Here is a 21,511-nt window from a genome sequence, read left to right as displayed (position 1 = left end):
GGGGAATCGCAGTCCATGGCCGTCGCGCTCAACCCCCATGATTCCGCGCTTGCCCTCGCCGGCATGGACGAGGCTGTGTTCGCGCGGTGGGTGGCGTTGCTCGAACGGCGCACCGGCGTGGTGGTGGCGCCGCAGCGCAAGCCGTTTCTGGTCAGCGCGGTGCGTGCGCGCATGCGCGAAGTGGGCTACGGCAATTTCATGCAGTATTTCGAGCACATCAGCGCGCCGGGTGCGGGCGCGGTGGAGTGGGCCACCCTGGTCGATCGCCTGACCGTGCACGAAACGCGCTTTTTCCGGCACATGCCTTCATTCGACCTGATCCGCGAGCGCTGGCTGCCCGAGCGTCTGGGCAACGGGATCGGCGCGTTGCATGCGTGGAGCGTGGGCTGCGCCAGCGGCGAGGAAGCTTGGTCGCTGGCCATGGTCCTGCATCACGGCCTGCTTGGTCATGGCGGCAAAGTGCATTTTGGCGTGACCGCCAGCGACGTGAGTTCGGCGGCGGTGGCCACGGCGCGCGCGGCGATCTATCCGCGCGGCCGCATCGAGGAAGTCCCGGCGCTCTACCGCGCCAAGTACGTCGAGATGCGCGGCGAGGAGGCGTTCACGCCGATCGCCAGCCTGCGCAAGCGCGTGGCCTTCGCGCGCGTCAACCTGCTGCAGGCCGCCGCGGCGCCTCTGCAGCGCCTGAATCTCATTTTCTGCCAGAACGTGCTCATGTACTTCGCGCGCGAGCGTCGCCGCGAGTTGCTGGATGGTCTGGCGGGTCTCCTTGAACCACAGGGTCTGCTGCTGATCGGGCCCGGCGAGGTCACCAGCTGGAGTCATCCCGCGCTGACGCGGGTGGCCTGGCAGGGCACGCTGGCCTATCAGCGTCGTGACTGAGCGCTGATAGCGCCCAGCACTGCGTTCATGCAGCCGGTCATCGATCCCAGAGGCACACCATGCGACTCGACGAAGATATCGACTTCACCACCCTGGGTTGGGTCAAGAGTGAACTCGACGAGACCTTGCATCAGGCCCGGCTCTCGCTCGAAGCTTTCGTGCAGGATCAGGCCGACACCAGCCAGATGCGCTTTTGCGCGACTTATCTGCACCAGGTGCAGGGCACGCTGCGCATGGTCGAGTTGTACGGCGCCGCCATGGTCGCCGAGGAAATGGAGCAGTTGGCCAAGTCACTGCTCGATGGCGTGGTGTCCGATCGCGAAGCCGCCTATGCCGTGCTGATGCGCGGCATGATGCAGTTGCCTGATTATCTCGAACGCCTGCAAGGCGGCCACCGCGACGTGCCGCTGGTGCTGCTGCCGCTGCTCAACGAGTTGCGCGGTTGTCGCGGCGAGGCGCAGATTGGCGAGACCGCGCTGTTCATGCCCGATCTCAATGCCGAGTTGCCGTCGTTCGTGCCGGGTCTTGCCGCGGCGCCGGCGCCCGCCGCGCAGCAGCGCGCGCTGGCCGCGCTGCGCACGCAACTGCAGCTGCCGCTGCTGGCGTGGATTCGCAATCAGGGCGATGCCGCGCGTCATCTCGCCGCCATACGTGGCGTGCTCGACGGCATCTGCGCACAGTGTTATTCGCTGCCCGGGCGGCGCCTGTGGTGGATCGCGGGTGGCGTGGCGGAAGGCCTCGAACGCGGTCTGCTCGACGAGCACAGCGTCGAGGCCAAGAAGCTGATCGGCAAGGTCGATCGCAACGTGCGCGCGCTGATCGAAGAAGGCGAAACCGCGCTCGCCCGCGGCGACTGTGAGGAGCTGGCGCGCAGCCTGCTTTACTACGTGGCGCACGCGCGTCCGGGCAGCGAACGTCTGGCCGCGATTTACGACACCTACCGGCTCGATCGCCTGCTGCCCTCGCAGAGTGAAATCGCGCATGCCGAAGGCGCGCTGGCGGGCCACAACCGCATGCTGCTGGATACCGTGGCGCGCGCCATCAAGGAAGACCTGCTGCGCGTCAAGGACGCGCTGGACCTCTACCTGCGCAACGCCGAACACGATCCGCGCCAGCTTGCCGGCGAGGCTGATGCGCTGGCGCGTGTCGCCGACACGCTGGGCATGCTGGGCCTCAATGTACCGCGCCGCGTGGTGCACGAGCAGCGCGAAACCGTCGCGCAACTTGCCGCGGGCGCACGCACGGTGGACGAGTCGACTTTGCTTGATGTCGCCGGCGCCCTTTTGTACGTCGAATCCTCGCTGGACGATCACATCGATCGCCTGGGCGCCGAAGGTGGCGATGACGCCGAGCTGCAACTGCCCAAGGCCGAGGCGCGGCGATTGCTTGAAGCCGTGCTCAAGGAGGCTTCCACCAATCTGGCGCGGGTCAAGGATGACCTTGTGGCCTTTATTGAATCGCCCTGGGTGCACGCCCGTGTGGCCGCCGTGCCGGAACTGCTGGACGAACTCGCGGGTGCGCTGCGCATGCTCGATGTGCCGCGGTTGCCGGAGCTGGTCGAGGCCATCGGTCGCTTCGTGCACAATGAACTGGTGGCTGATCAACGCGTGCCCACGGCGGAGCAAATGGACCTGCTCGCCGATGCGCTGGCCTCGGTCGAATATTTCCTCGAAGCCGTGCGCGAACAGCGTCCGCAGCGCGAGCGCATTCTCGATGTCACCCAACGCAGTCTGAGCGCGCTGGGTTACTGGCCGGCACCGGCCTTGCGCGCCCAGCCTGCGGCAAACACTGGCATGGGCATCGCGCCGCAGGTCGCGCCCAGCCTGAGCGAAGCGGTCAGCGTGGTTTCCGGCACCGGTCTGGATGCCTTGCTGATCGGCACTGCCACGCCTGCGCCTGCGCCGAGTCAGGATCTGGCCGGTTTGCGCTTCGCCAGCACCGAGCCCACCACGCCGCCGCAGGCCGAATTGCCTGCCCCCGAAGCAGGTCCTGGTGAATGGGTCGAGATCACCGAGGAGATCGAAGAGTCGATTCCTTCCGGCGCCGAGCCACTGACTGGTTTTCGCCAGGACGGCGAGGCCGCCGATGCCGAGATCCGCGAGGTATTCATCGAGGAAGTCGGCGAGGAAATCCAGGCGCTCAACAATGCTCTGGATACGTGGCTGTCCACCCCGGAGGACATGGATACCTTGCGCAACATGCGCCGTGCCTTCCACACCCTGAAGGGATCCGGGCGCCTGGTCGGGGCGATGGAACTGGGCGAGTTCGCGTGGAAGGTGGAAAACCTGCTCAACCGCGTACTCGAGCGCAGCGTGCCACCCGGCCCGATGGTGCAGGCGCTGGTCAAACACGCCATTGCCGCTTTGCCGGCGGTGCAAAGCTCGCTGCAGGGCGAGCAGGCCTGGGCGCCGCTGGCGGCGATCATGCAAGCCGCCGAGCGCCTCAGCAATGGCGAGGCAGCCGAACTCGCCGACTTCGGCCTGGCTCCAGAAGCGGGTGTGCAACGGCGCCGCGTCACGCGCCGCGTCTGGCTGCCCCACGCACAGCCGCAGCCAGTCACTGCGCTGGAGACGGACACGGTCGCCGTGTCCGCCGAAATCCACCCTGACATGGAGATCGCAGCGCCGCTGTTGCCGCCGATCGATGCGGTGCTGCTGGAGATTCTGCGCAGCGAGACCGCGCAACATCTCGAAACCGTGCAGGCGTGGCTGGCCGCGGCCGGCGATGGCAGCGTCAGCGAGCCGCTGTTGCGCGCCGTGCACACGCTCAATGGTGCCATCGCCATGGTCGACATTCCGGTGATCGGTCACGTGCTGGCGCCGCTGGAAACCTACCTCAAACGCCTGCGCGGGAGCGCTGAGCGCATGTCCGCTGCCGGGCGCGAGGCACTGGGCGAAGCCGCTGCGCTGATTGCCCAAGTCATGGCCGAGTACGACCGCACGCAACCCGCGGTGCCCGATTCCGACGCGCTGGCGGCGCGGCTGATCGCGCTGCGCGATGCCTTGCCCGAGCCCGAGCACGCCGGTGCGATCTACGGCATCGGCATGCATGTCGATGACGTGCATGGAGCTGAGCGTGCCGGGGTTGAACCTCGGGAAACCGATCTTCCCGAAGACGAGGAAATTGACGCGCAACGCATGGAGGCCGAGCGTATGGAATCCGCGCGCGCAGAAGCTGCGCGTGTCGAAGCTGCGCGTGTCGAAACCGAACGCCTCGCTGCCGAGCGTGCCGAGATCGAGCGTGTCGAGATCGAGCGTGCCGAGGCCATGCGACTTGCGGCCGAGCGCATCGAAGCCGAACGCGCGGAAGTTGAGCGTTTGCAGGCCGAGCGTCTGCAGGCGGAGCATGCCCAAGCCGTGCGTGCCGCAGCCGATCAGGCCGTGGAAACCTGGCTGGCCGATCTCGCGCGACCGGGTGCCGAACCCGCCATTGAGGCCACGTCAGCGGCGCCGGACGTGGGCGCCCTCGCCGAGGATGCGCTGACCCGTTTGCTGTTGCAGGGCTTGCAAGCCCCAGACACCGAGTCCGGTGCTGCTGCGCCGCAAGAAGTTGTGTCGGATGCGGAGCCATGCGCACCCGGCGATGCGGAGTCATCGGAATCCGCACCGCAGTCCGCGATGGGTTGGCAAAACGCGGCTGTGCACGCTGCCGAAGTGCCCACTACGGCGCCTGCTGCGGAGCCGCCGTACCCGCAACCGGCACCGGAACTCGCTGCCAGCGCACGCCTGCCGGAGGCGCCTATCCCGATATTCCCGGACGATGCCCAGCCCGATGGACATCTGTCCCTTGCCGAGTCCGACCCGGATCTGCTCGAAGTCTTCGTGCAGGAGGGCTTGGAAATCCTCGATCAGGCGGATGTCCGCCTCAACGCATGGCGTGCGCAGCCCGATGCGCATGACGCCGTGATCGGCCTGCAACGCGACTTGCATACCCTCAAAGGGGGCGCGCGCATGGCCGGCATTCTGCCGGTAGGCGATCTTGCGCATGCCATGGAAAGCCTGCTGGATGCCGTGGCCGCCGGGCGTCGTCTGGGCGATACCGCCGTGGTCGCCTCGCTGGAGCGCGGATTTGATCGTCTGCACGAATTGGTCGAGCGCGTGCAGCACGGCCATGCAGTGGCATTGCCGGTCAACGCCATCAACTTGTTCGAGCGCCTTGCCGAAGTCGGCGTGGCGTCCGCAGCGCGCGCCGCAAAGGCCGAACCCGCGGTCGTGCCCGCTGTCGTCGACACAACCGCACGCGTGCCGCTGCAGCCGCTGCCGCCGATCGAGGCCGAGGATGTCGTACGCACCACCCAGGAAATGGTGCGCGTGCGCTCGGATGTACTTGATACGCTGGTCAACCAGGCAGGCGAGGTTTCGATCTACCGTTCGCGTCTGGAGCAGCAGATTTCCACCTTCCGCTTCAATCTGGTCGAGCTCGACCAGACCGTGGCGCGCTTGCGCGATCAGTTGCGCAAGCTCGAAATCGAAACCGAGGCGCAGATCATCGCGCGCTTCCAGCGCGAGCAGCAGATCGCCGCGCATGACAGCGGTTTCGACCCGCTCGAACTGGACCGTTTCTCGCAGCTGCAGCAATACTCGCGCGCGCTGGCCGAGTCGGTGTCCGATCTGGCTTCGCTGCAGGGCTTGCTGGATGACACCACGCGTCAATCGGAAACCCTGTTGCTGCAACAGTCGCGGGTCAGCTCCGAGTTGCAGGAAGGGCTGATGCGCACGCGCATGGTGCCGTTCGAGGCACTGGTTCCATCGTTGCGTCGCACATTGCGTCAGGCCGTGCAGGACCTGAACCGGCGCGCGCAGCTGCGTGTCGAAGGAGCGCACGGCGAAATGGATCGCACCCTGCTGGAGCGGATGAAGGCGCCATTCGAGCACATGCTGCGCAACGCGGTCGCGCACGGCATCGAAGCCGCCGCCGAGCGTGCGGCCGCCGGCAAGCCCGAGGAAGGCACAGTCACCATCCGCGTCAGCCGCGAGGCGACCGAGGTGTTGCTGGATGTCAGTGACGACGGCCGCGGTCTCGATCGTGATGCGATCCGCGGCAAGGCCATCGAGCGCGGTTTGTTGCGTCCCGATGCCGAGCTTTCCGATCGCGACCTGTACGCTTTCATTCTTGAAAGCGGTTTTTCCACGGCAGGCGAAATCACGCAAATCGCCGGACGTGGCGTCGGCATGGATGTGGTCGCCAGCGAGATCAAGCAGCTCGGTGGCTCGCTGGCCATCGATTCGGTTCATGGCCATGGCACACGTTTCCAGATCCGTCTGCCGTTCACCCTGGCGGTGACCCAGGCGATCCTGATCAAGCAGGGCGAGTCGGTATTTGCCGTGCCGATGACCTCGGTGCAGGGCATGGCGCGCATCACCCGCGAAGATCTCGCCGCGCGCCTGCTCGATGCCGCGCCGATGTATACCTACGCCGGCGAGCGCTATGTGATCCACGAACTGGGCCGCTTGCTGGGCGTGGGCACGCGCCATAGCGACGAGCCGCAATTGCCGCTGCTGCTGATCCGCAGCGGCGAACTGCGCGCCGCGGTGCACGTCGATCAGGTCGTCGGCTCGCGCGAAATCGTGGTCAAGTCGGTCGGTCCACAGATCAGCTCGGTGCCCGGCCTGTTCGGCGCGACCATCATGGGCGATGGTTCGGTGGTCATCATCCTTGATCTGCCGCCACTGGTGCGGCGCGGTACCGCGCTGGGTCAGCATGCCGATGCCGCCGCGCATGCGGCGGCTGAGGATGGCAACGCGACGCAGTCGATTGCAGCGCCCACCAGCCTGCTTGCAGCCGCGCCGCGCGCGCGGCCGCTGGTGATGGTGGTGGACGATTCGATCACCATGCGCAAAGTCACTTCGCGCGTGCTGGAGCGCGTGGAGATGGACGTGATCACCGCGAAAGATGGCATCGACGCCCTCGAACGCCTGCAGGAACGCACCCCGGATGTCATGCTGCTCGACATCGAGATGCCGCGCATGGATGGCTACGAGCTGGCCACGCACATGAAGAACGACCCGCGTCTCAAGCGCGTGCCGATCATCATGATCACCTCGCGCAGCGGCGAGAAGCATCGTCAGCGCGCACTCGAGATCGGCGTCGAGCGTTACCTTGGCAAGCCATATCAAGAGGCCGATCTGCTGCGCAATGTGCAGGAGGTGCTCAGTGGCCAGCACGCCTGATTCCGGGCCCGCGATCGCGCTGTTGTTCGAGGATCTCGACATGGGTTCCCGCTTGCGCGAGGCGTTGCGCGATCGCGGCGCGCGTATCGTGCTCGAGGCCCGTGTCAGCGAATTCCAGCCGCAGGCGCTCATCGAGCACGCTGCCGAAGTGGTGGTACTGAATCTCGATCCGAACGAGGAGGCCGCGCTGCAGCGCGTCGTCGAGGCGCTGGACCCGGTCCACCAACGGCTGGTGCTGAATGATGCGGAGGCCACGCGCAGCCTGGCAGGCTGGGATGCCGCCCGCTGGGCGCGGCACCTTGCGGCCAAGATTCTCGGCACCGATATCGATCCACCGCGCCCAGCCGACGCTGCCGGGGTGCCTGTTGCCGCAGCGCTTGCGGCGTTGTCAGGGGCGGGTTCCGGTCCGGTCGTTGCGGATGCGCACGTGGATGCGCCGACGCAGGCACCCTCGCGCCCCGAGCCCGCCATGAACGCGGCGCTCAGTCGCGAGATCGAGGCATTGCTCGACGAAGTCAGCGCACCTGATGTGGCGCCGATGCCGGATGCCACGTCGCGCTCTGCTGCCGTTGCAGACAGTGCGCAGGATCGCCTCGACCCCTCGCACGATGATCTCGACGCGTTGCTGGCCTCGTTCTCCGCTGGCGACCTGGAATCGGCGCAGGCATCCATGGGTGTGCAGTCGCCAGCGGATTTCGAGCCCGCTGCGCAGGCGCATTCGGATCCTGATGCGGCGGATGAAAACCAGGCTTCCGTAGCGCCCACGTCGTTCGAGACAAGCGCGGACGCCGTACCGATTGCGCCCGTTGTGGTCGACATGCCGGAGTTCGATGCGCTGGATTTCGATCTGGATGCGCTGCTGGCTGACCTGCCTGTGGCGGAGACTCAGCCGGCAGCGTCGGCCACGCCCGTGGACACCGCCGTGAACGCGACTGACCCGATCGAGATGGCGCTGGACGAATCGGTCGCATTCGAGCGCGTACCCCAGCACGAGGCCTTGGCGCCGCCGGCCGCCACCGAGAGTCCGGGCGAATTCTCGACGGCCGATCTCGACGCATTGCTGGCCGAGATTCCGCCGCCCGCCACGGATGGGGTGGACGTTCAATCGGCAGTGCCGCCCGCCGCCGACTTGTCCGGCGATGACGGTCGTCATGACCCGCTGCTGTCGATGCTTGCCGAATCCGAAGAATCCACGCCGTTGGCTGAATCGGCCGACTTCGATCCTGAAACATGGACGCCGCCGCCGGAAAGCGCGCGTGCCGGCGCGGATCCGGCACTCAACGCCGACGCCAGCAGCGCTGGCGGGTTGCCCGAGGCCATCGCCGTCCCGGTCAGCGTTGGCGATACCAGTCCCGATCTTGAACTCATGCTCGACGAGATGTTCGAGCACGGTGTGCCGGACGCTCCAGCGGCGCCCGCCGTTGATGTCTCCGCGCCAGACTGGGGCTTGCTCGATTTCGATGTCGCGGCGACGCCTGCTGCGCAACCTGCTGCCGGGACGGATGCATCGATTCCAGCGCCGGATTTCGCGGCTCTGGACGGGATCGAACTGCTGCCGATCGAGGACGCCGCGCCTGCCACCACGAACGCGAATGGTGCCGCACGGCGCGAGCCAGCGCGCGGGTTCCGTCGCGTGGTCGTGATTGGAGCCTCGATTGGCGGGCCGGATGCCGTGCGGGAATTCCTGGGCGTGCTGGCGCCGGGATTGCCACTGCTGCTGGTCGTCGTGCAGCATCTGGATGAAGCTTTCTTCGCCGGCTATGCCACGCAATTCGAACGCGCCCTGCCGCATCCCGTGCATACCGCCAGAAATGGCTTGAATGCAGGTGCCGGCGACGTGTTGCTGGTGCCACCGCGCGCGCGTATCGCGCTGGATCCGGATGGCGGCGTGCATCTGCTGCCCGGTGGCGACGAGCGCTATACACCATCGATCGACGATACCTTCACGCGCATCGCCGACGTTTTTGACGAGCGTGTGTTGGCACTGGTGTTCTCGGGCATGGCCAGCGATGCGTTGCAGGGCATGCGCAGGGTGGTTGAGCGCGGTGGCGCGGTATGGACGCAAACCCGCGAAACCTGCGTGGTCAGCGCCATGGTCGATGCGGCGGCGGCGGCTGGTCTGGCGACGTTTTCGGGTACGCCTCAGGAGCTTGCGGCGCGGCTCAATGCGGATTTTGCGGCAGGGTGAATGCATGGCTTTGACCAGTTCGGAAATTCGTGGCGTGATGATTCCGGTGAGCGGCGGGCGCGTGTTGCTGCCCAATGCCAGCGTCGCCGAAGTGATCACGCTGACCACTCCCGAGGCAGTGGGCGATGCGCCGGCGTGGCTGCTGGGGCGCATTCCATGGCGCGGCTGGCGCCTGCCGCTGGTTGCCTATGCGGTGCTCATCGGCCAGGTCGAGACGGAGGGCTCCCTGCATGCGCGCGTGGCGGTGCTGAAGGCGCTTGGCGCGCATCCGCGCATGCCGTACCTGGCCCTGCTCACGCAGGGGTTTCCGCGCCTGGTCACGCTGACGCCTGATGTGCTGATGCCGGCGGGCGATAGCGGCGGTAACCACTTCGGCGTCCGCAGCGAAGTGCTGGTGCGCGACGAGCCCGCGCATATCCCAGATCTGCAGGCAATCGAAGCGCGGCTGTTGACGGTGTTGAATATCGCCGCCTGAGGCACGACACGCATCAGCGCATGCCGCGCGAAGTCCAGCATGGGAGCCGGGGTTTACAATGGCGCTTTCCATGCGGAGCGATCATGAGCCCCCACGCATCTTCCGGCGCGTGCTTTCGCGCCGCACTGTCTGCCGAAAGCCCGTTGCAGGTGGTCGGCGCGATCACCGCCTATGCCGGTCTGCTGGCCAAACGTGCCGGTTACCGGGCGCTGTATCTTTCCGGCGGCGGCGTGGCGGCCAATTCGCTCGGCCTGCCCGACCTCGCCATCAGCACGATGGAGGACGTGCTGACTGACGCGCGACGCATCGTCGAGGCCACGCAGATGCCGCTGCTGGTGGATATCGACACCGGCTGGGGTGGTGCGTTCAACATCGCGCGCGCGATCCGCAGCTTCGAGCGTATCGGCGTGGCCGCGGTGCACATCGAGGATCAGATCGGGCAGAAGCGCTGCGGCCACCGTCCCGGCAAGGAGGTCGTCAGCACGGCGGAGATGGTCGATCGCGTCAAGGCCGCTGTCGACGCGCGCAGTGATGCCGATTTCGTGATCATGGCGCGCACCGATGCCGCCGCAGTCGAAGGCGTCGACGCGGCCATCGAACGCGCCTGCGCCTATACGGAAGCCGGTGCCGACATGATCTTTCCCGAGGCGATGCGCACGCTGGACGACTATCGCTGTTTCAAGGCCGCGGTCAGGGTGCCGATCTTGGCAAACCTCACCGAATTCGGCGCGACGCCGTATTTCTCCGTCGCTGAATTGCGCGGTGCGCATGTCGATATCGCGTTGTATTGCTGCGGCGCCTACCGCGCCATGAACAAAGCGGCGCTGAATTTCTATGAAACCCTGCGCCGCGATGGTACGCAGCGTGCCGTCGTGCCCGCCATGCAGACACGCGAAGAGCTCTACGAAGTTCTCGGCTACCACGCCTACGAGGACAAGCTCGATGCATTGTTTGGCGCGCCGCGTCGATCCGGCGATTAGCCTCGCGCGGCATGCACGCGGCGCCGAATTGCGCGGATCCATGGCGCGCCGAATCCCCATGCTTGCCTTGCTTCGCGCAGCGGCGAGCCCCCAAGGAGAGCAAGCGATGAGTGACACCCCGCAACAGGTTCTGCCCAAGGCCAAGAAATCGGTCGCGCTATCCGGCGTGACCGCCGGCAATACCGCAGTCTGCACCGTCGGCCGCAGCGGCAACGATCTGCACTACCGCGGCTATGACATCCACGACTTGGCGACCCGCGCCAGTTTCGAGGAAGTGGCGCACCTGCTGGTGCATGGCGCGCTGCCTGGCTGGAGCGAACTGAATGCCTACCGCGCCAGGCTCAAGCGCCTGCGCGGCTTGCCGCTGCCGGTGCGCGTGGCGCTGGAACAACTGCCGGCGGCGACGCACCCGATGGATGTGATGCGCAGCGGCTGCTCGGTGCTGGGCACCGCGCTGCCCGAGCAGGAGGGGCATGGCGTGGTCGGCGCACGCGACATCGCCGATCGCCTGATGGCCAGTTTCGGTTCGATGCTGCTGTACTGGTTTCATTACAGCCACAGCGGCAAGCGCATCGAAACCGAGACCGACGACGACGGCATCGCCAGTCATTTTTTGCACCTGCTGCATGGCAAGGCGCCCAGCGAGTCGCATGCGCAGGCATTGGACCATTCACTGACGCTGTACGCCGAGCACGAGTTCAACGCCAGCACCTTCGCCGCACGCGTCATCGCCGGAACCGGCGCGGATATCTATTCGGCCATCACCGGCGCCATCGGCGCGCTGCGCGGTCCCAAGCATGGCGGTGCCAACGAGGTGGCGATGGAGATCATCGCGCGCTATCGCAGCGCCGACGAAGCCGAGGCCGATATCCGCATGCGCATCGAGCGCAAGGAGATCGTCATCGGATTCGGACATCCGGTCTATACCATCGGCGACCCGCGCAATCCCATCATCAAGGAGATCAGCCGCAAGCTCTGTGCCGAGGGCGGCAATCCGCGCTTGTTCGAGGTGTCCGAGCGCATCGAACAGGTCATGTGGAGCGCCAAGAAGATGTTTCCCAATCTTGACTGGTACTCGGCCAGCACTTACCACATGCTGGGCGTGCCGACACCCATGTTCACGCCGTTGTTCGTGATCGCGCGCACTTCGGGCTGGAGCGCGCATGTCATCGAGCAGCGCGAGGACGGCAAGATCATCCGCCCCAGCGCCAACTACATCGGCCCCGAGGATCGGGCTTTCGTGCCGATCGAAAAGCGCTGAGAGCCCACGTTGCGTGGCGTGGTGCACGCAGGGGCCGTGCCATCCGTCTGCGCGGCGTTTCGCGTTACAAGGCTGCCGCCAGCGTGGTGGCCTGCGCGATCGCACGTTTGGCATCCAGCTCAGTGGCGACGTCGGCGCCACCGATGCGATGCACCGCCACCCCGCGCGCGGCCAGCGCATCGGCCAGCGCACGCTGTGGTTCCTGGCCGGCACAGACGACGACGTGGTCCACCTCGAACAGACGCGGCACGCCGTCGATCATGGTGTGCAGGCCGGCGTCGTCGATGCGTTGGTATTGCACGCCGCCCAGCATCTGCACGCCCTTGGCCTTGAGCGCGGCGCGGTGCACCCAGCCGCTGGTCTTGTTGAGGCGCGCGCCGGGGCGGCCGGTGCTCCGTTGCAGCAGCCACACTTTGCGCGTGGGCGGTTCGGGTGCAGGCTTCCGCAACGCGCCGCGTGTCGAGAGCGTCATGTCCACGCCCCACTCGTTCGTCCAGCGCGCGACGTCGGTGGTGGGCGAGGGTGCCGATTGCACCAAGAATTCGGCGACGTCGAAGCCGATGCCGCCGGCGCCGACGATGGCGACGTGCGGCCCGACTGTGGCGTTGCGCGCCAGCACGTCGAGGTAGCTCAGCGTCTTGCGGTGATCCTCGCCCGGGATGCCCGCTCGTCGCGGACTGACGCCGGTGGCGATAATCACCGCGTCATAGCCCCTGGCCAGCGCGTCGACGGTGGCGGCCTCGCCCAGCTGCAGTTTCACTCCGGTCTGCTCGAGGCGGCTGGCGAAATAGCGCAAGGTTTCGGCGAACTCTTCCTTGCCCGGAATGCGCTTGGCGAGATTAAATTGTCCGCCGATCTGCGCGTCACGCTCGAAGAGCACGACCGAGTGGCCACGCTCGGCCAGCGTGGTCGCGCATGCGAGTCCGGCGGGCCCCGCGCCGACCACGGCGTAACGCCGGCGCAGCGTGGCCGGCGCGATCAGCAGTTCGGTTTCGTGACAGGCGCGCGGATTGACCAGGCACGAGGCGCGGCGATTCTCGAACACATGATCCAGACAAGCCTGATTGCAGGCGATGCAGGTGTTGATGCGACTGGCATGGCCATCGCGCGCCTTGGCCAGCCAGCGCGGATCGGCCAGCAGCGGCCGCGCCATCGACACCATGTCGGCGTCGCCGCGCGCCAGCACCGCTTCGGCCACATCGGGCATGTTGATGCGGTTGGTGGTGATCAATGGAATCGACACTTCGCCCTTGAGCCGCTGCGTGACCCAGGTGAACGCAGCGCGCGGCACGCTGCTGACGATGGTCGGTACGCGCGCCTCGTGCCAGCCGATGCCGGTGTTGATCAGTGACGCGCCCGCGCCTTCGACGGCCTTGGCCAGTCGCACGATCTCGTCCCAGCTCTGGCCGTCTTCCACCAGATCGAGCAGCGAGAGTCGGTAGATGATGATGAAGTCCGGGCCTGCGCGCTCGCGCGTGCGGCGCACGATCTCGACTGCGAAGCGCATGCGGTTCGTGTAGCTGCCGCCCCAATGATCGCTGCGCTGGTTGCTGTGCGCGGCGAGGAACTGGTTGATCAGGTAGCCCTCGGAGCCCATGATCTCGACGCCGTCGTAGCCGGCCTCGCGCGCCAGCGCCGCGCTGCGCGCGAAGGACTCGATCGTGCGCCGCACGCCCCAGTCGCTGAGCGCGCGTGGCTTGAACGGCGTGATCGGCGACTGGATGCGCGAAGGCGCCACCGACAGCGGGTGGTAGCCGTAGCGCCCGGCGTGCAGGATCTGCATGCAGATGCGTCCGCCCTCGGCATGCACCGCGCGCGTGAGCTTGCGATGCCGCGCCACGTGCCAGGGCAGCGACAGACGCCCGGAGAACGGCTTCAGCCAGCCGGCGATGCTGGGCGCGATGCCGCCGGTGACCATCAGGCCGACGCCGCCGCGCGTGCGCTCGGCGAAGTACGCGGCCAGCTTGTCGTAGTCGCGCGCGTGGTCCTCCAGGCCGGTATGCATCGAGCCCATCAGCACACGGTTGGGCAGGGTGAGGTGGCCGAGATCCAGCGGTGCGAGCAGGTGCGGATAGGCGGACATGGCGGCCGACGTGATTCAAACGGTTGTTCGATGATGGCGCTGCGCTGGTGCATGGGCAAGCGCTGCAGCGTACAGTCCGATGTGCCTATTGCGCGCGCACGACGTCTGCGGCGCGGAACTCGAGCAGATCGCCGGGCTGACACTGCAGCGCGTCGCAGATCGCGGCCAGCGTCTCGAAGCGCACGCCTTTCACATGGCCCTGCTTGAGCAGCGACAGGTTGGCCTCGGTGATGCCGATGCGCGCGGCGAGATCCTTCGATTTCATCTTGCGCCGCGCCAGCATCACGTCGAGGTTGACGATGATCGGCATCAGACGAACCCGCGGTTTTCGTCCGCGGCGCGCGCGCCTTCGAGCACGATCGAACTGATCGCCCTGCAGAGAAGTGCCAGGATGACCGTCATGAACAGCCCGTCACCCAGTTGGATCCGCGCGGTGGGCACGAACAGGGCATCACCGACATTGCCCAGCAGGCCCACCAGTAGGCAGAGCAGCAGCCAGTTGCCGAAGGCGCGAAAGCGCCGTGCGACCAGGACGCTCAGCAGCGGACCTTCATACAATGCGCGGGCAAGCTGGCGCAACGACCACAGCATAAGGATCTGTGCCGACCAGAAAGCGACCAAATCCGACACGACCCACGCGGTTGGCACGTTGAGCAGTTGAGCATGGAGCTCACGGTAGATGCGGCTCTGTGGGTTCGCCATGCCCCCCAGCGCAATGGCCAACCCGACAAAGGCCACGATCACGGTAGAGAAGATTCCGAGGCTCGCCATGGATATCAGCCAGCGTGCGGTGCGCCTCGGGTGGGCTGTTCCAGCACGCCGTCGAGCAGCAGAAAGCGCGCCCAGCCCGGATGCTGTTCGCGGAAGTGTTGTCGGCCCATATGCATTCCCCTCTGCGATGAAAAATTATTCCAAAACAATAAAATTACATCACCAGAAAAGATTCAAGTGCCTCAACTCCCGTCCGTGGTCCCTGCGGCACGCGTCGTGCGCCGCTGCTTCAGCCAGGCACCGCCGCAGATCGCCAGCACCAGCACCAGCTCCAGCGCATAGCCGGCCCAACGATGTGCGGCGAACCAGTCCTTCACCAGCAGGTCGTGGCTGAGCATGCGCCCCGCCGTCCAGGCGATGGCGGCGGCGCCGATGTAGACCACGGCAGGCAAGCGCTCGATCAACTTCAGGATCAGCGTGGAGCCCCACACCACCAGCGGCACGCTGACCAGCAGGCCGATGACCACCAGTGACATGTGGCCATGCGATGCGCCGGCGATCGCGAGCACGTTGTCCAGGCCCATCAGTGCATCGGCGATGACGATGGTCTGCATCGCCGACCAGAAACCTATCGCCGGCTTGATGTGGTGCTCGCCGGAATCCTGGCGCAGCAGTTTCCAGGCGATCGGCAACAGCAGCAGGCCGCCGGCCAGCATCAGCCCCGGCAGCTTGAGCAGCCACACCACGATGGCGGTCATCACGATGCGCACCGCGATGGCGCCAAGCGTGCCCCAGAAGATGGCCTGCTTCTGCAGATGTTTGGGCAGGTTGCGCGCCGCCAGCGCGATGACGATGGCGTTGTCGCCGGCCAGCACCAGGTCGATCAGGATGATGCTGAGCAATCCCGACCAGAAGGTGGAAGCAAAAACGTCCATGCAGACTCCAGCGCGCTGAGCGGACAGCGCCGAGGCGGGCGCGCGGCCGCTCGAGCTGCCCATGGTCTCGCTCGCAAACCGTCATGCGGCTTGCCACGGCGACCGGGGCATGCGCCCGTGCTGACGGCCGGCGTGCAGGGGACGCTGCGTCCCTGCGGAGCTACTCCCCGTGGGAGGCAGTAGGCGATTGTTGGGGCCGCACGCCGCGCGGTCAAGCGCGGCCGTCGAAGCGGAACGCGTGCAGCGCCAGCGTGGCGAACTCCCAATCCTCGTGCAGCAGCATGCCCGCTCCCGCCGCCGCCCCCCACGCGACGAATAGAGGCAGCAGATGTTCCGGCGTCGGATGGGCACGCTGTGCCTGCGGTGCATGCGTAAGCCAGCGCGTGGCCGCAACGGTGTCGCCTGCACGCACGCGTGCCGCCAGCCATGTGGCAAATTCCAGTGCCCATGGGGCAGGCCCGTGTGCAGCAGTGCTCCAGTCAAGCGCACCTAAATTGTGTACGAAGCCGCCCGAGCCAATCACCAGCACCTTGTCCGCACGCAGCGGAGCCAGAGCCGAACCCAGCGCGTAGTGCCAGGCGGCATCGTGCTGCGGACTGATGCTGAGTTCGACCACGGGAATATCCGCCTGTGGAAACATGCGCAGCAGTGGCACCCAGGCGCCGTGATCCAGTGGCAGCGTGGCATCCGTGGTCGCCGCGAAACCCCCATCACGCAACAGCTCTGCTGCGCGCAGTGCCAGCTCCGGTGCGCCTGGCGCCGGGTAGCGCAAGGCGTAAAGCTCGCGCGGGAAACCGCCGAAATCGTGCAGCGTGGCCGGGGCCGGCGCAGCCGTGAACACTGGCCGCGCGGCAGACAGGTGCGCCGAGGCGATGAGAATTGCACGCGGTCGCGACAACGCCGGACCCAGGCCATCCAGGAAGCGACCGGTGGGGCTGTCCTCCAGCGCCAGCATCGGGGCGCCATGCGAAATGAACAGACTGGGTAATTGCATGCTGCTTTGCGCATCCATGCATGCATCATGCGGGCGGGTACGGCGCGCGCGCGCACGCATCCGCGAACAGCCTGTTGCGGCAGGCGCAACAACAACGCAGGCCGTGTCTGGCTTCTGGCAAAATGAGCGGCTAGCTGTTTGGCTTGGTCCACCGATGGAAGCCCGTCATGTCCCAGCACGATATCCGTTCCGCCCGGCGTCCCGCGCCCGATGCGCCGATGGTCGCCATCGCCGACTACGTGGCCGATTACCCGATCAGCTCACGTGATGCCATCGATACGGCGCGCTACATGGTGATGGATTCGCTGGGTTGCGCCATGCTGGCGATGAAGTTTCCTGAATGCGTCAAGCACCTGGGGCCGGTCGTGCCCGGCGCGACCATGCCCGGCGGCGTACGCGTGCCGGGCACCAGCCACGAGCTGGATCCGGTCCAGGCCGCATTCGCCATCGGTACGCAGATTCGCTGGCTGGATTTCAACGACACCTGGTTGGCTGCGGAGTGGGGTCATCCTTCCGACAACCTCGGCAGCATTCTCGCCGTAGGCGATTACCTCAGCCGCAAGGCCGTGCGCGAGGGGCGCGCGCCGATGACGATGGGCGAAGTGCTGCGCTATGCCGTCAAGGCACACGAAATCCAGGGTGTGTACGCGCTGCAGAACAGCTTCAACCGGGTCGGCCTGGACCACGTGATTCTGGTGCGCGTGGCATCTGCGGCGGTTGTCACGCATATGCTCGGCGGTGACAAGGACGCCATCATGACCGCCGTGTCGCACAGCTGGATTGACAACGGCGCGCTGCGTACCTATCGGCATGCGCCCAATACCGGGCCACGCAAGAGTTGGGCCGCTGGCGATGCCTGTCGGCGCGCGGTGACGCATGCACTCAATGCGGTGGACAAGGGCGTGGTGGGCTATCCATCGGCGTTGAGCGCCAAGACCTGGGGCTTCTACGATGTGGCGTTCAAGGGCAACCCCTTCGAATTCGAGCGCCCGTTCAGCAGCTACGTCATGGAGAACGTGCTGTTCAAGATCAGCTACCCGGCCGAATTCCACGCGCAGACCGCGGTGGAGTGCGCCATGCGCCTGCATGCCGAGGTCGCGCCGCGCCTGCATGAGATCGAGCGCATCGAGATCGAAACCCAGGAGGCCGGTGCACGCATCATCGACAAGACCGGGCCGTTGGCCAACTACGCCGACCGCGATCACTGCATCCAGTACATGGTTGCGGTGCCGCTGATCTTCGGACGTCTGACCGCCGATGATTACGGCGACGCCGTGGCCTGCGATCCACGCATCGACGCGCTGCGCGACAAGATGCAGGTACGCGAAAACCCGCAGTTCACGCGCGATTATTTCGATGCCGACAAGCGCTACATCGGCAACTCGGTGCAGGTGTTTTACAAGGATGGCTGTCACAGCGACAAAGTCGCCATCGACTATCCGATCGGGCACCGCAAGCGCCGCGCCGAGGGCATTCCGGTGTTGCTGCAAAAATTCGACGGCGCACTGCGTGGTCATTTGCCGCAGCAGCAGGTGCAGCGCATTCAGCAAACATGCGCCAGCGCCGAGCGTTTCGACTCCATGCCCGTGCATGACTTCATGGACTTGTTTGCACTGTGACGGCGATCGTGCGCCACGATATGCTTGACGCGAAACTGAACGGATCTTTCAGGCGAGGATGTATTTGTTTGTTTTTTGCTAAACTGTGCTGGTTGCCATTGGATGTCTGTATCCGACCGGCAAGTCTTGAGCTTTAGCGTGGCGCCGACGCCAACCGGAACGGGCGCATCAACTGAATTAGGAGATTGCGATGAAAAGAAAGAGCCTTTACGCTCTGATCGCGCTGATCGTAGCGGGTAGCAGCATCGGCACCGCGCAGGCCGTGGACTATGGCAACTGGTACATCGCACCACGTCTTGGTGTGCTGGTACCCGATTCCAAGCGTGACACACAGAATTCGGTCTTGGCTGGACTGGGTGTCGGCTTCTGGGTCAACCCCAATTTTGCGGTGGATTTCGAGTACACCCTCAACGACGCGGACTACAAGAGCAGTTCGCCTTATGCCACACGCCAATGGCAGACGCAGAGCGTGGGTGTGACCGGTCGCTATTTCTTGGGCGATGAGCAGGGTTATGACGGCTGGCGTCCTTACGTTGCGGGTGGCCTGGATTTCGTCGGGCATGATGCGTTCATGTCGCGCAGTGGCTGGGGCCCCGGCTTCCTCGTCGGTGGCGGCGTACAGCGCGCACTGACTGATCGTGTCGCCTTGCGCGGTGAAATCGACTATCGCTGGAATCGCGATACCGTCTCCCTTCCGACCACCAGCAACTATGGTGACTGGGCTGCCACGCTGGGTCTGGTGATTTCGATGGCGCCGCCGCCGCCGCCGCCGCCGGCAGTTGCTCCGCCGCCGCCCCCCCGCCACCGCCGCCGCCACCGCCGCCGCCGGAACCGGCTGCGCACAAGGTGGTCATCGAGTTGCGTGGTGTCAACTTCCAATTCGATCGTCCGCGTCCGGGCCAGACCGACATCAACGGCATACTGAACAAGCCCATCTCCGACTCCGTGGCCATTCTTGATCAGGCTGCGGATACGTTGAAGCGTTATCCGAACGTGGAAATCAAGATCGATGGTTATACCGATTCGATCGGCAGCCAGGCCTATAACCTGAAGTTGTCCGACCGTCGCGCCGAGTTCGTCAAGCATTACTTGGTAAGCCATGGTGTGGCCGAATCGCAGATCATCGGCACCAAGGGTTATGGCAAACTTGATCCGGTTGCGAGTAACGCTACGGCCGAAGGCCGCTCGCGCAATCGTCGTGTCGAGTTCAAGGTCGAGAACCCGGGGCAGATGGGGCAGTAATCCAGCTTCACTCCGCACCCAGGAAAAGCCCGGCGCAAGCCGGGCTTTTCCTGTTTCAAGGATATGCGTGCGTTATGCGAATGGCCTTGCGCATGGAGTCTGACATCAGCCGCGCTTGTGAAAGCGGTAATGCGCAACCAGCCATTGATTGCCATGGTCATAGCCGAACAGCTCGGCGCAGGCCATCCAGAACAGGCGCCAGCGTTGCCACCAACGACGTGCATCGGCGGCATAGACAGACGCAAGGATCGGCATCAGCGTGTCGCGTGCTGCATCCTGATTGTGCAGCCATGCATTGGCAGTGCGCTGGTAGTGGGTTCCGGAAATTCGCCATTGCCGTTCGATGATCAGGTGGTCGGCGAAGTGCAGCAGCGTGTGTTCGGAAGGCATCAGACCACCGCTGAAAAAGTAGCGCCCCATCCAGTCGTCACGCCCTTCGCGCTCGAATGGATAGGCCAGTTCGCGATGGCAGAAGATGTGCACGAACAGCTTGCCCTCGGCGCGCAGCCAGGTGGCGATATGTTGCATCAGCGTGGCGTAATTGCGCACGTGTTCAAACATCTCCACGGATACGACCCGGTCAAACGTAGCGGCTGGAAGTTCAAGCTGGTTGACGTCGCGAGTGAGAATGGTGATGTTGTGCAAATCGCGCCGAGCCGCCGTTGCCAAAATGAACTCGCGCTGCAGGCGCGAGTTGGATACTGCGGTGATGTGTGCATGCGGATAACGCGCGGCGATCCATAACGTGAGCGATCCCCAGCCGCAACCGAGTTCAAGAATGTCCTGGCCGTCCGCCAGCTCGGCGCGTTCGGCATACATCGTCAACATGGATTCTTCGGCTTGGGCCAGCGAGGTATCCGCCTGCTCGAAATAACAGCACGAGTACTTCAATCGCGGACCGAGGCAGCGCTGGAAAAATTCCGGCGGCAACTCATAGTGCTGGGCATTGGCCAGATCGGTGTGCAGCGCCAATGCCGAGCTCCGCAAGGAATCGAGCAGTGCGACCTGACGCTGACCTACCCGTTCGGCGCCGCCCCGCCATTCTTCGCGCAGGCGCTCGGCGCAGAGTCTGCGGATTCCCACGCGAACCAGTGAATCAGGAAGCAGTCCGGATTCGGCTAGCGCGATCGTGCCCCAGGGCTCGCGTTGTTGCCGCATGCTTGCGACTGAGCTGCTCATGCCTGTCTCCGTTGCTGTGGTTTGGATTTTGCTGGGAACCACGGGAAAAATATGCTGGTGTTGCGCTGGTACTCCCGATAATCGTCAGGTCGACTGCGCAGCGCCTGTGCTTCAACGAAAGGAATTCCCGTAACCCAGCGCAACGAGATCAGCATCAACACGGGTCCGATCCAGGCCAGCCAGAACAACCCCGCCCCCCAGGCCAGCAGGACATAAGTGAACCAGTGCAGCCATTCGAAGAAATAATTGGGATGTCGCGAATAGCGCCACAGCCCCGCGCGACAAGTACGTCCGCGGTTGGCTGGCTCCGCGCGGAACTCTGCAAGTTGGCGGTCGGATAGCGCTTCGCCACCAATGCTGATCAGCCAAACCACGATCGCGATCATCATCAGCGGCGTGATGCGCATTGCAGGGTTCTGTGCAGCCGCCATAAATGGGAGCGAAAACATGGCGGTCAGCAAAGCCTGGAACTGGAAGAACAGGAAAAACTTGCCTTGGTGACCGCGCCAGTGTTCGCGCAGATATCGATAGCGGCCGTCTTCATGCTCGTTCAGGACACGCACCAACAGATGCATGGCCAAGCGGAAACCCCAGAAGCCCCCCAGCGTCGCCACCAGAAATCGAGCCATCAGCCCGCCCGGGCCAATCGTGGCGTAATACAGTGCGCTGGCGCTCATCGTGGCAGACCAGATCACATCGACGATGCCGGCATTGCGCGTGCGCACCTGCAGCCACCAGCCGCCAGCCATGCATAGCGCGCTGGCTAGCCACACCCAGAAAACATCCGACATG

The 21,511-nt window shown here is 65.3% G+C and carries 16 protein-coding genes; 9 read left to right on the top strand and 7 right to left on the bottom strand.

Annotation, left to right across the window (positions count from 1 at the left end; translation table 11 throughout):
- Positions 1 to 15 precede the first annotated feature (15 nt).
- The 6 genes from Mschef_RS12755 (at position 16) to prpC (ending at position 11,956) form a co-directional block, all read left to right on the top strand.
- Entirely contained in the window at positions 16 to 882 is an 867-nt protein-coding gene (locus Mschef_RS12755; protein WP_081128969.1) for a CheR family methyltransferase, read from the top strand.
- Between the two features lie 59 nt (positions 883 to 941).
- Positions 942 to 7,052 carry a hybrid sensor histidine kinase/response regulator gene (locus Mschef_RS12750; RefSeq protein ID WP_081128966.1) on the top strand — a complete coding sequence of 2,037 codons (6,111 nt, stop codon included), beginning with the start codon at positions 942 to 944 and terminating at the stop codon, positions 7,050 to 7,052.
- The gene (locus Mschef_RS12745) at positions 7,036 to 9,240 is read left to right on the top strand and encodes a chemotaxis protein CheB (RefSeq protein ID WP_168708917.1); all 2,205 of its coding nucleotides are present in this window, start codon (positions 7,036 to 7,038) and stop codon (positions 9,238 to 9,240) included. Before Mschef_RS12750 ends, Mschef_RS12745 begins: the two co-directional genes overlap by 17 nt.
- 4 nt (positions 9,241 to 9,244) lie before the next feature.
- Positions 9,245 to 9,715: a chemotaxis protein CheW gene (locus Mschef_RS12740; RefSeq protein ID WP_081128960.1), complete on the top strand. Its 471-nt coding sequence runs from the start codon at positions 9,245 to 9,247 to the stop codon at positions 9,713 to 9,715.
- An 83-nt stretch (positions 9,716 to 9,798) separates the two neighbouring features.
- Entirely contained in the window at positions 9,799 to 10,695 is an 897-nt protein-coding gene (gene prpB, locus Mschef_RS12735; protein WP_081128957.1) for a methylisocitrate lyase, read from the top strand.
- 106 nt (positions 10,696 to 10,801) lie between these two features.
- Complete coding sequence (gene prpC, locus Mschef_RS12730; protein ID WP_081130024.1) at positions 10,802 to 11,956, top strand: bifunctional 2-methylcitrate synthase/citrate synthase; 1,155 nt, start codon at positions 10,802 to 10,804, stop codon at positions 11,954 to 11,956.
- A 64-nt stretch (positions 11,957 to 12,020) separates the two neighbouring features.
- Here the strand turns inward: prpC and Mschef_RS12725 are convergent, their stop codons facing one another.
- The 5 genes from Mschef_RS12725 to Mschef_RS12705 all read right to left on the bottom strand — a co-directional run bounded on the left by Mschef_RS12725 (position 12,021) and on the right by Mschef_RS12705 (position 16,697).
- On the bottom strand, positions 12,021 to 14,039 hold the full coding sequence (locus tag Mschef_RS12725) for an NADPH-dependent 2,4-dienoyl-CoA reductase (protein ID WP_168708918.1): 2,019 nt from the start codon (positions 14,037 to 14,039) through the stop codon (positions 12,021 to 12,023).
- Between the two features lie 85 nt (positions 14,040 to 14,124).
- Entirely contained in the window at positions 14,125 to 14,349 is a 225-nt protein-coding gene (locus Mschef_RS12720; RefSeq protein WP_081128954.1) for a helix-turn-helix domain-containing protein, read from the bottom strand.
- Positions 14,349 to 14,810, bottom strand: coding sequence for a hypothetical protein (locus Mschef_RS12715; protein WP_136256419.1), 462 nt, complete (start codon positions 14,808 to 14,810; stop codon positions 14,349 to 14,351). The genes Mschef_RS12720 and Mschef_RS12715 overlap by 1 nt, the downstream gene beginning before the upstream one ends.
- Positions 14,811 to 14,992: 182 nt before the next feature.
- The gene (locus tag Mschef_RS12710) at positions 14,993 to 15,685 is read right to left on the bottom strand and encodes a TerC family protein (protein ID WP_081130023.1); all 693 of its coding nucleotides are present in this window, start codon (positions 15,683 to 15,685) and stop codon (positions 14,993 to 14,995) included.
- 211 nt (positions 15,686 to 15,896) lie between these two features.
- Entirely contained in the window at positions 15,897 to 16,697 is an 801-nt protein-coding gene (locus Mschef_RS12705) for a DODA-type extradiol aromatic ring-opening family dioxygenase (protein WP_206780159.1), read from the bottom strand.
- Positions 16,698 to 16,846: 149 nt separating this feature from the next.
- Between Mschef_RS12705 and Mschef_RS12700 the strand changes: the two genes are divergently transcribed.
- The 3 genes from Mschef_RS12700 (at position 16,847) to Mschef_RS12690 (ending at position 19,540) form a co-directional block, all read left to right on the top strand.
- Complete coding sequence (locus Mschef_RS12700) at positions 16,847 to 18,298, top strand: bifunctional 2-methylcitrate dehydratase/aconitate hydratase (RefSeq protein WP_081128952.1); 1,452 nt, start codon at positions 16,847 to 16,849, stop codon at positions 18,296 to 18,298.
- Between the two features lie 190 nt (positions 18,299 to 18,488).
- Positions 18,489 to 19,223, top strand: coding sequence for a porin family protein (locus Mschef_RS12695; RefSeq protein WP_081128951.1), 735 nt, complete (start codon positions 18,489 to 18,491; stop codon positions 19,221 to 19,223).
- Between the two features lie 20 nt (positions 19,224 to 19,243).
- On the top strand, positions 19,244 to 19,540 hold the full coding sequence (locus Mschef_RS12690; RefSeq protein WP_176212457.1) for an OmpA family protein: 297 nt from the start codon (positions 19,244 to 19,246) through the stop codon (positions 19,538 to 19,540).
- Positions 19,541 to 19,645: 105 nt separating this feature from the next.
- Here the strand turns inward: Mschef_RS12690 and Mschef_RS12685 are convergent, their stop codons facing one another.
- Positions 19,646 to 20,719 carry an SAM-dependent methyltransferase gene (locus Mschef_RS12685; RefSeq protein ID WP_081128949.1) on the bottom strand — a complete coding sequence of 358 codons (1,074 nt, stop codon included), beginning with the start codon at positions 20,717 to 20,719 and terminating at the stop codon, positions 19,646 to 19,648.
- Positions 20,716 to 21,510: a DUF1295 domain-containing protein gene (locus tag Mschef_RS12680; protein WP_081130021.1), complete on the bottom strand. Its 795-nt coding sequence runs from the start codon at positions 21,508 to 21,510 to the stop codon at positions 20,716 to 20,718. Before Mschef_RS12680 ends, Mschef_RS12685 begins: the two co-directional genes overlap by 4 nt.
- Position 21,511: the final 1 nt, after the last annotated feature.

This window comes from Metallibacterium scheffleri (assembly GCF_002077135.1).
Taxonomy (GTDB): domain Bacteria; phylum Pseudomonadota; class Gammaproteobacteria; order Xanthomonadales; family Rhodanobacteraceae; genus Metallibacterium; species Metallibacterium scheffleri.
Note: the sequence above shows the minus strand (reverse complement) of the source record. Positions and strands in the feature narration are given on the sequence as shown.

Coding starts and splice junctions, on each gene's coding strand:
- Mschef_RS12710 (WP_081130023.1), bottom strand. CDS start 15,685: ATGGACGTTTTTGCTTCCACCTTCTGGTCGGGATTGCTCAGCATCATC.
- Mschef_RS12740 (WP_081128960.1), top strand. CDS start 9,245: ATGGCTTTGACCAGTTCGGAAATTCGTGGCGTGATGATTCCGGTGAGC.
- Mschef_RS12725 (WP_168708918.1), bottom strand. CDS start 14,039: ATGTCCGCCTATCCGCACCTGCTCGCACCGCTGGATCTCGGCCACCTC.
- prpB (WP_081128957.1), top strand. CDS start 9,799: ATGAGCCCCCACGCATCTTCCGGCGCGTGCTTTCGCGCCGCACTGTCT.
- Mschef_RS12700 (WP_081128952.1), top strand. CDS start 16,847: ATGTCCCAGCACGATATCCGTTCCGCCCGGCGTCCCGCGCCCGATGCG.
- Mschef_RS12685 (WP_081128949.1), bottom strand. CDS start 20,719: ATGAGCAGCTCAGTCGCAAGCATGCGGCAACAACGCGAGCCCTGGGGC.
- Mschef_RS12715 (WP_136256419.1), bottom strand. CDS start 14,810: ATGGCGAGCCTCGGAATCTTCTCTACCGTGATCGTGGCCTTTGTCGGG.
- Mschef_RS12720 (WP_081128954.1), bottom strand. CDS start 14,349: ATGCCGATCATCGTCAACCTCGACGTGATGCTGGCGCGGCGCAAGATG.
- Mschef_RS12750 (WP_081128966.1), top strand. CDS start 942: ATGCGACTCGACGAAGATATCGACTTCACCACCCTGGGTTGGGTCAAG.
- prpC (WP_081130024.1), top strand. CDS start 10,802: ATGAGTGACACCCCGCAACAGGTTCTGCCCAAGGCCAAGAAATCGGTC.
- Mschef_RS12695 (WP_081128951.1), top strand. CDS start 18,489: ATGAAAAGAAAGAGCCTTTACGCTCTGATCGCGCTGATCGTAGCGGGT.
- Mschef_RS12680 (WP_081130021.1), bottom strand. CDS start 21,510: ATGTCGGATGTTTTCTGGGTGTGGCTAGCCAGCGCGCTATGCATGGCT.
- Mschef_RS12705 (WP_206780159.1), bottom strand. CDS start 16,697: ATGGATGCGCAAAGCAGCATGCAATTACCCAGTCTGTTCATTTCGCAT.
- Mschef_RS12755 (WP_081128969.1), top strand. CDS start 16: ATGGCCGTCGCGCTCAACCCCCATGATTCCGCGCTTGCCCTCGCCGGC.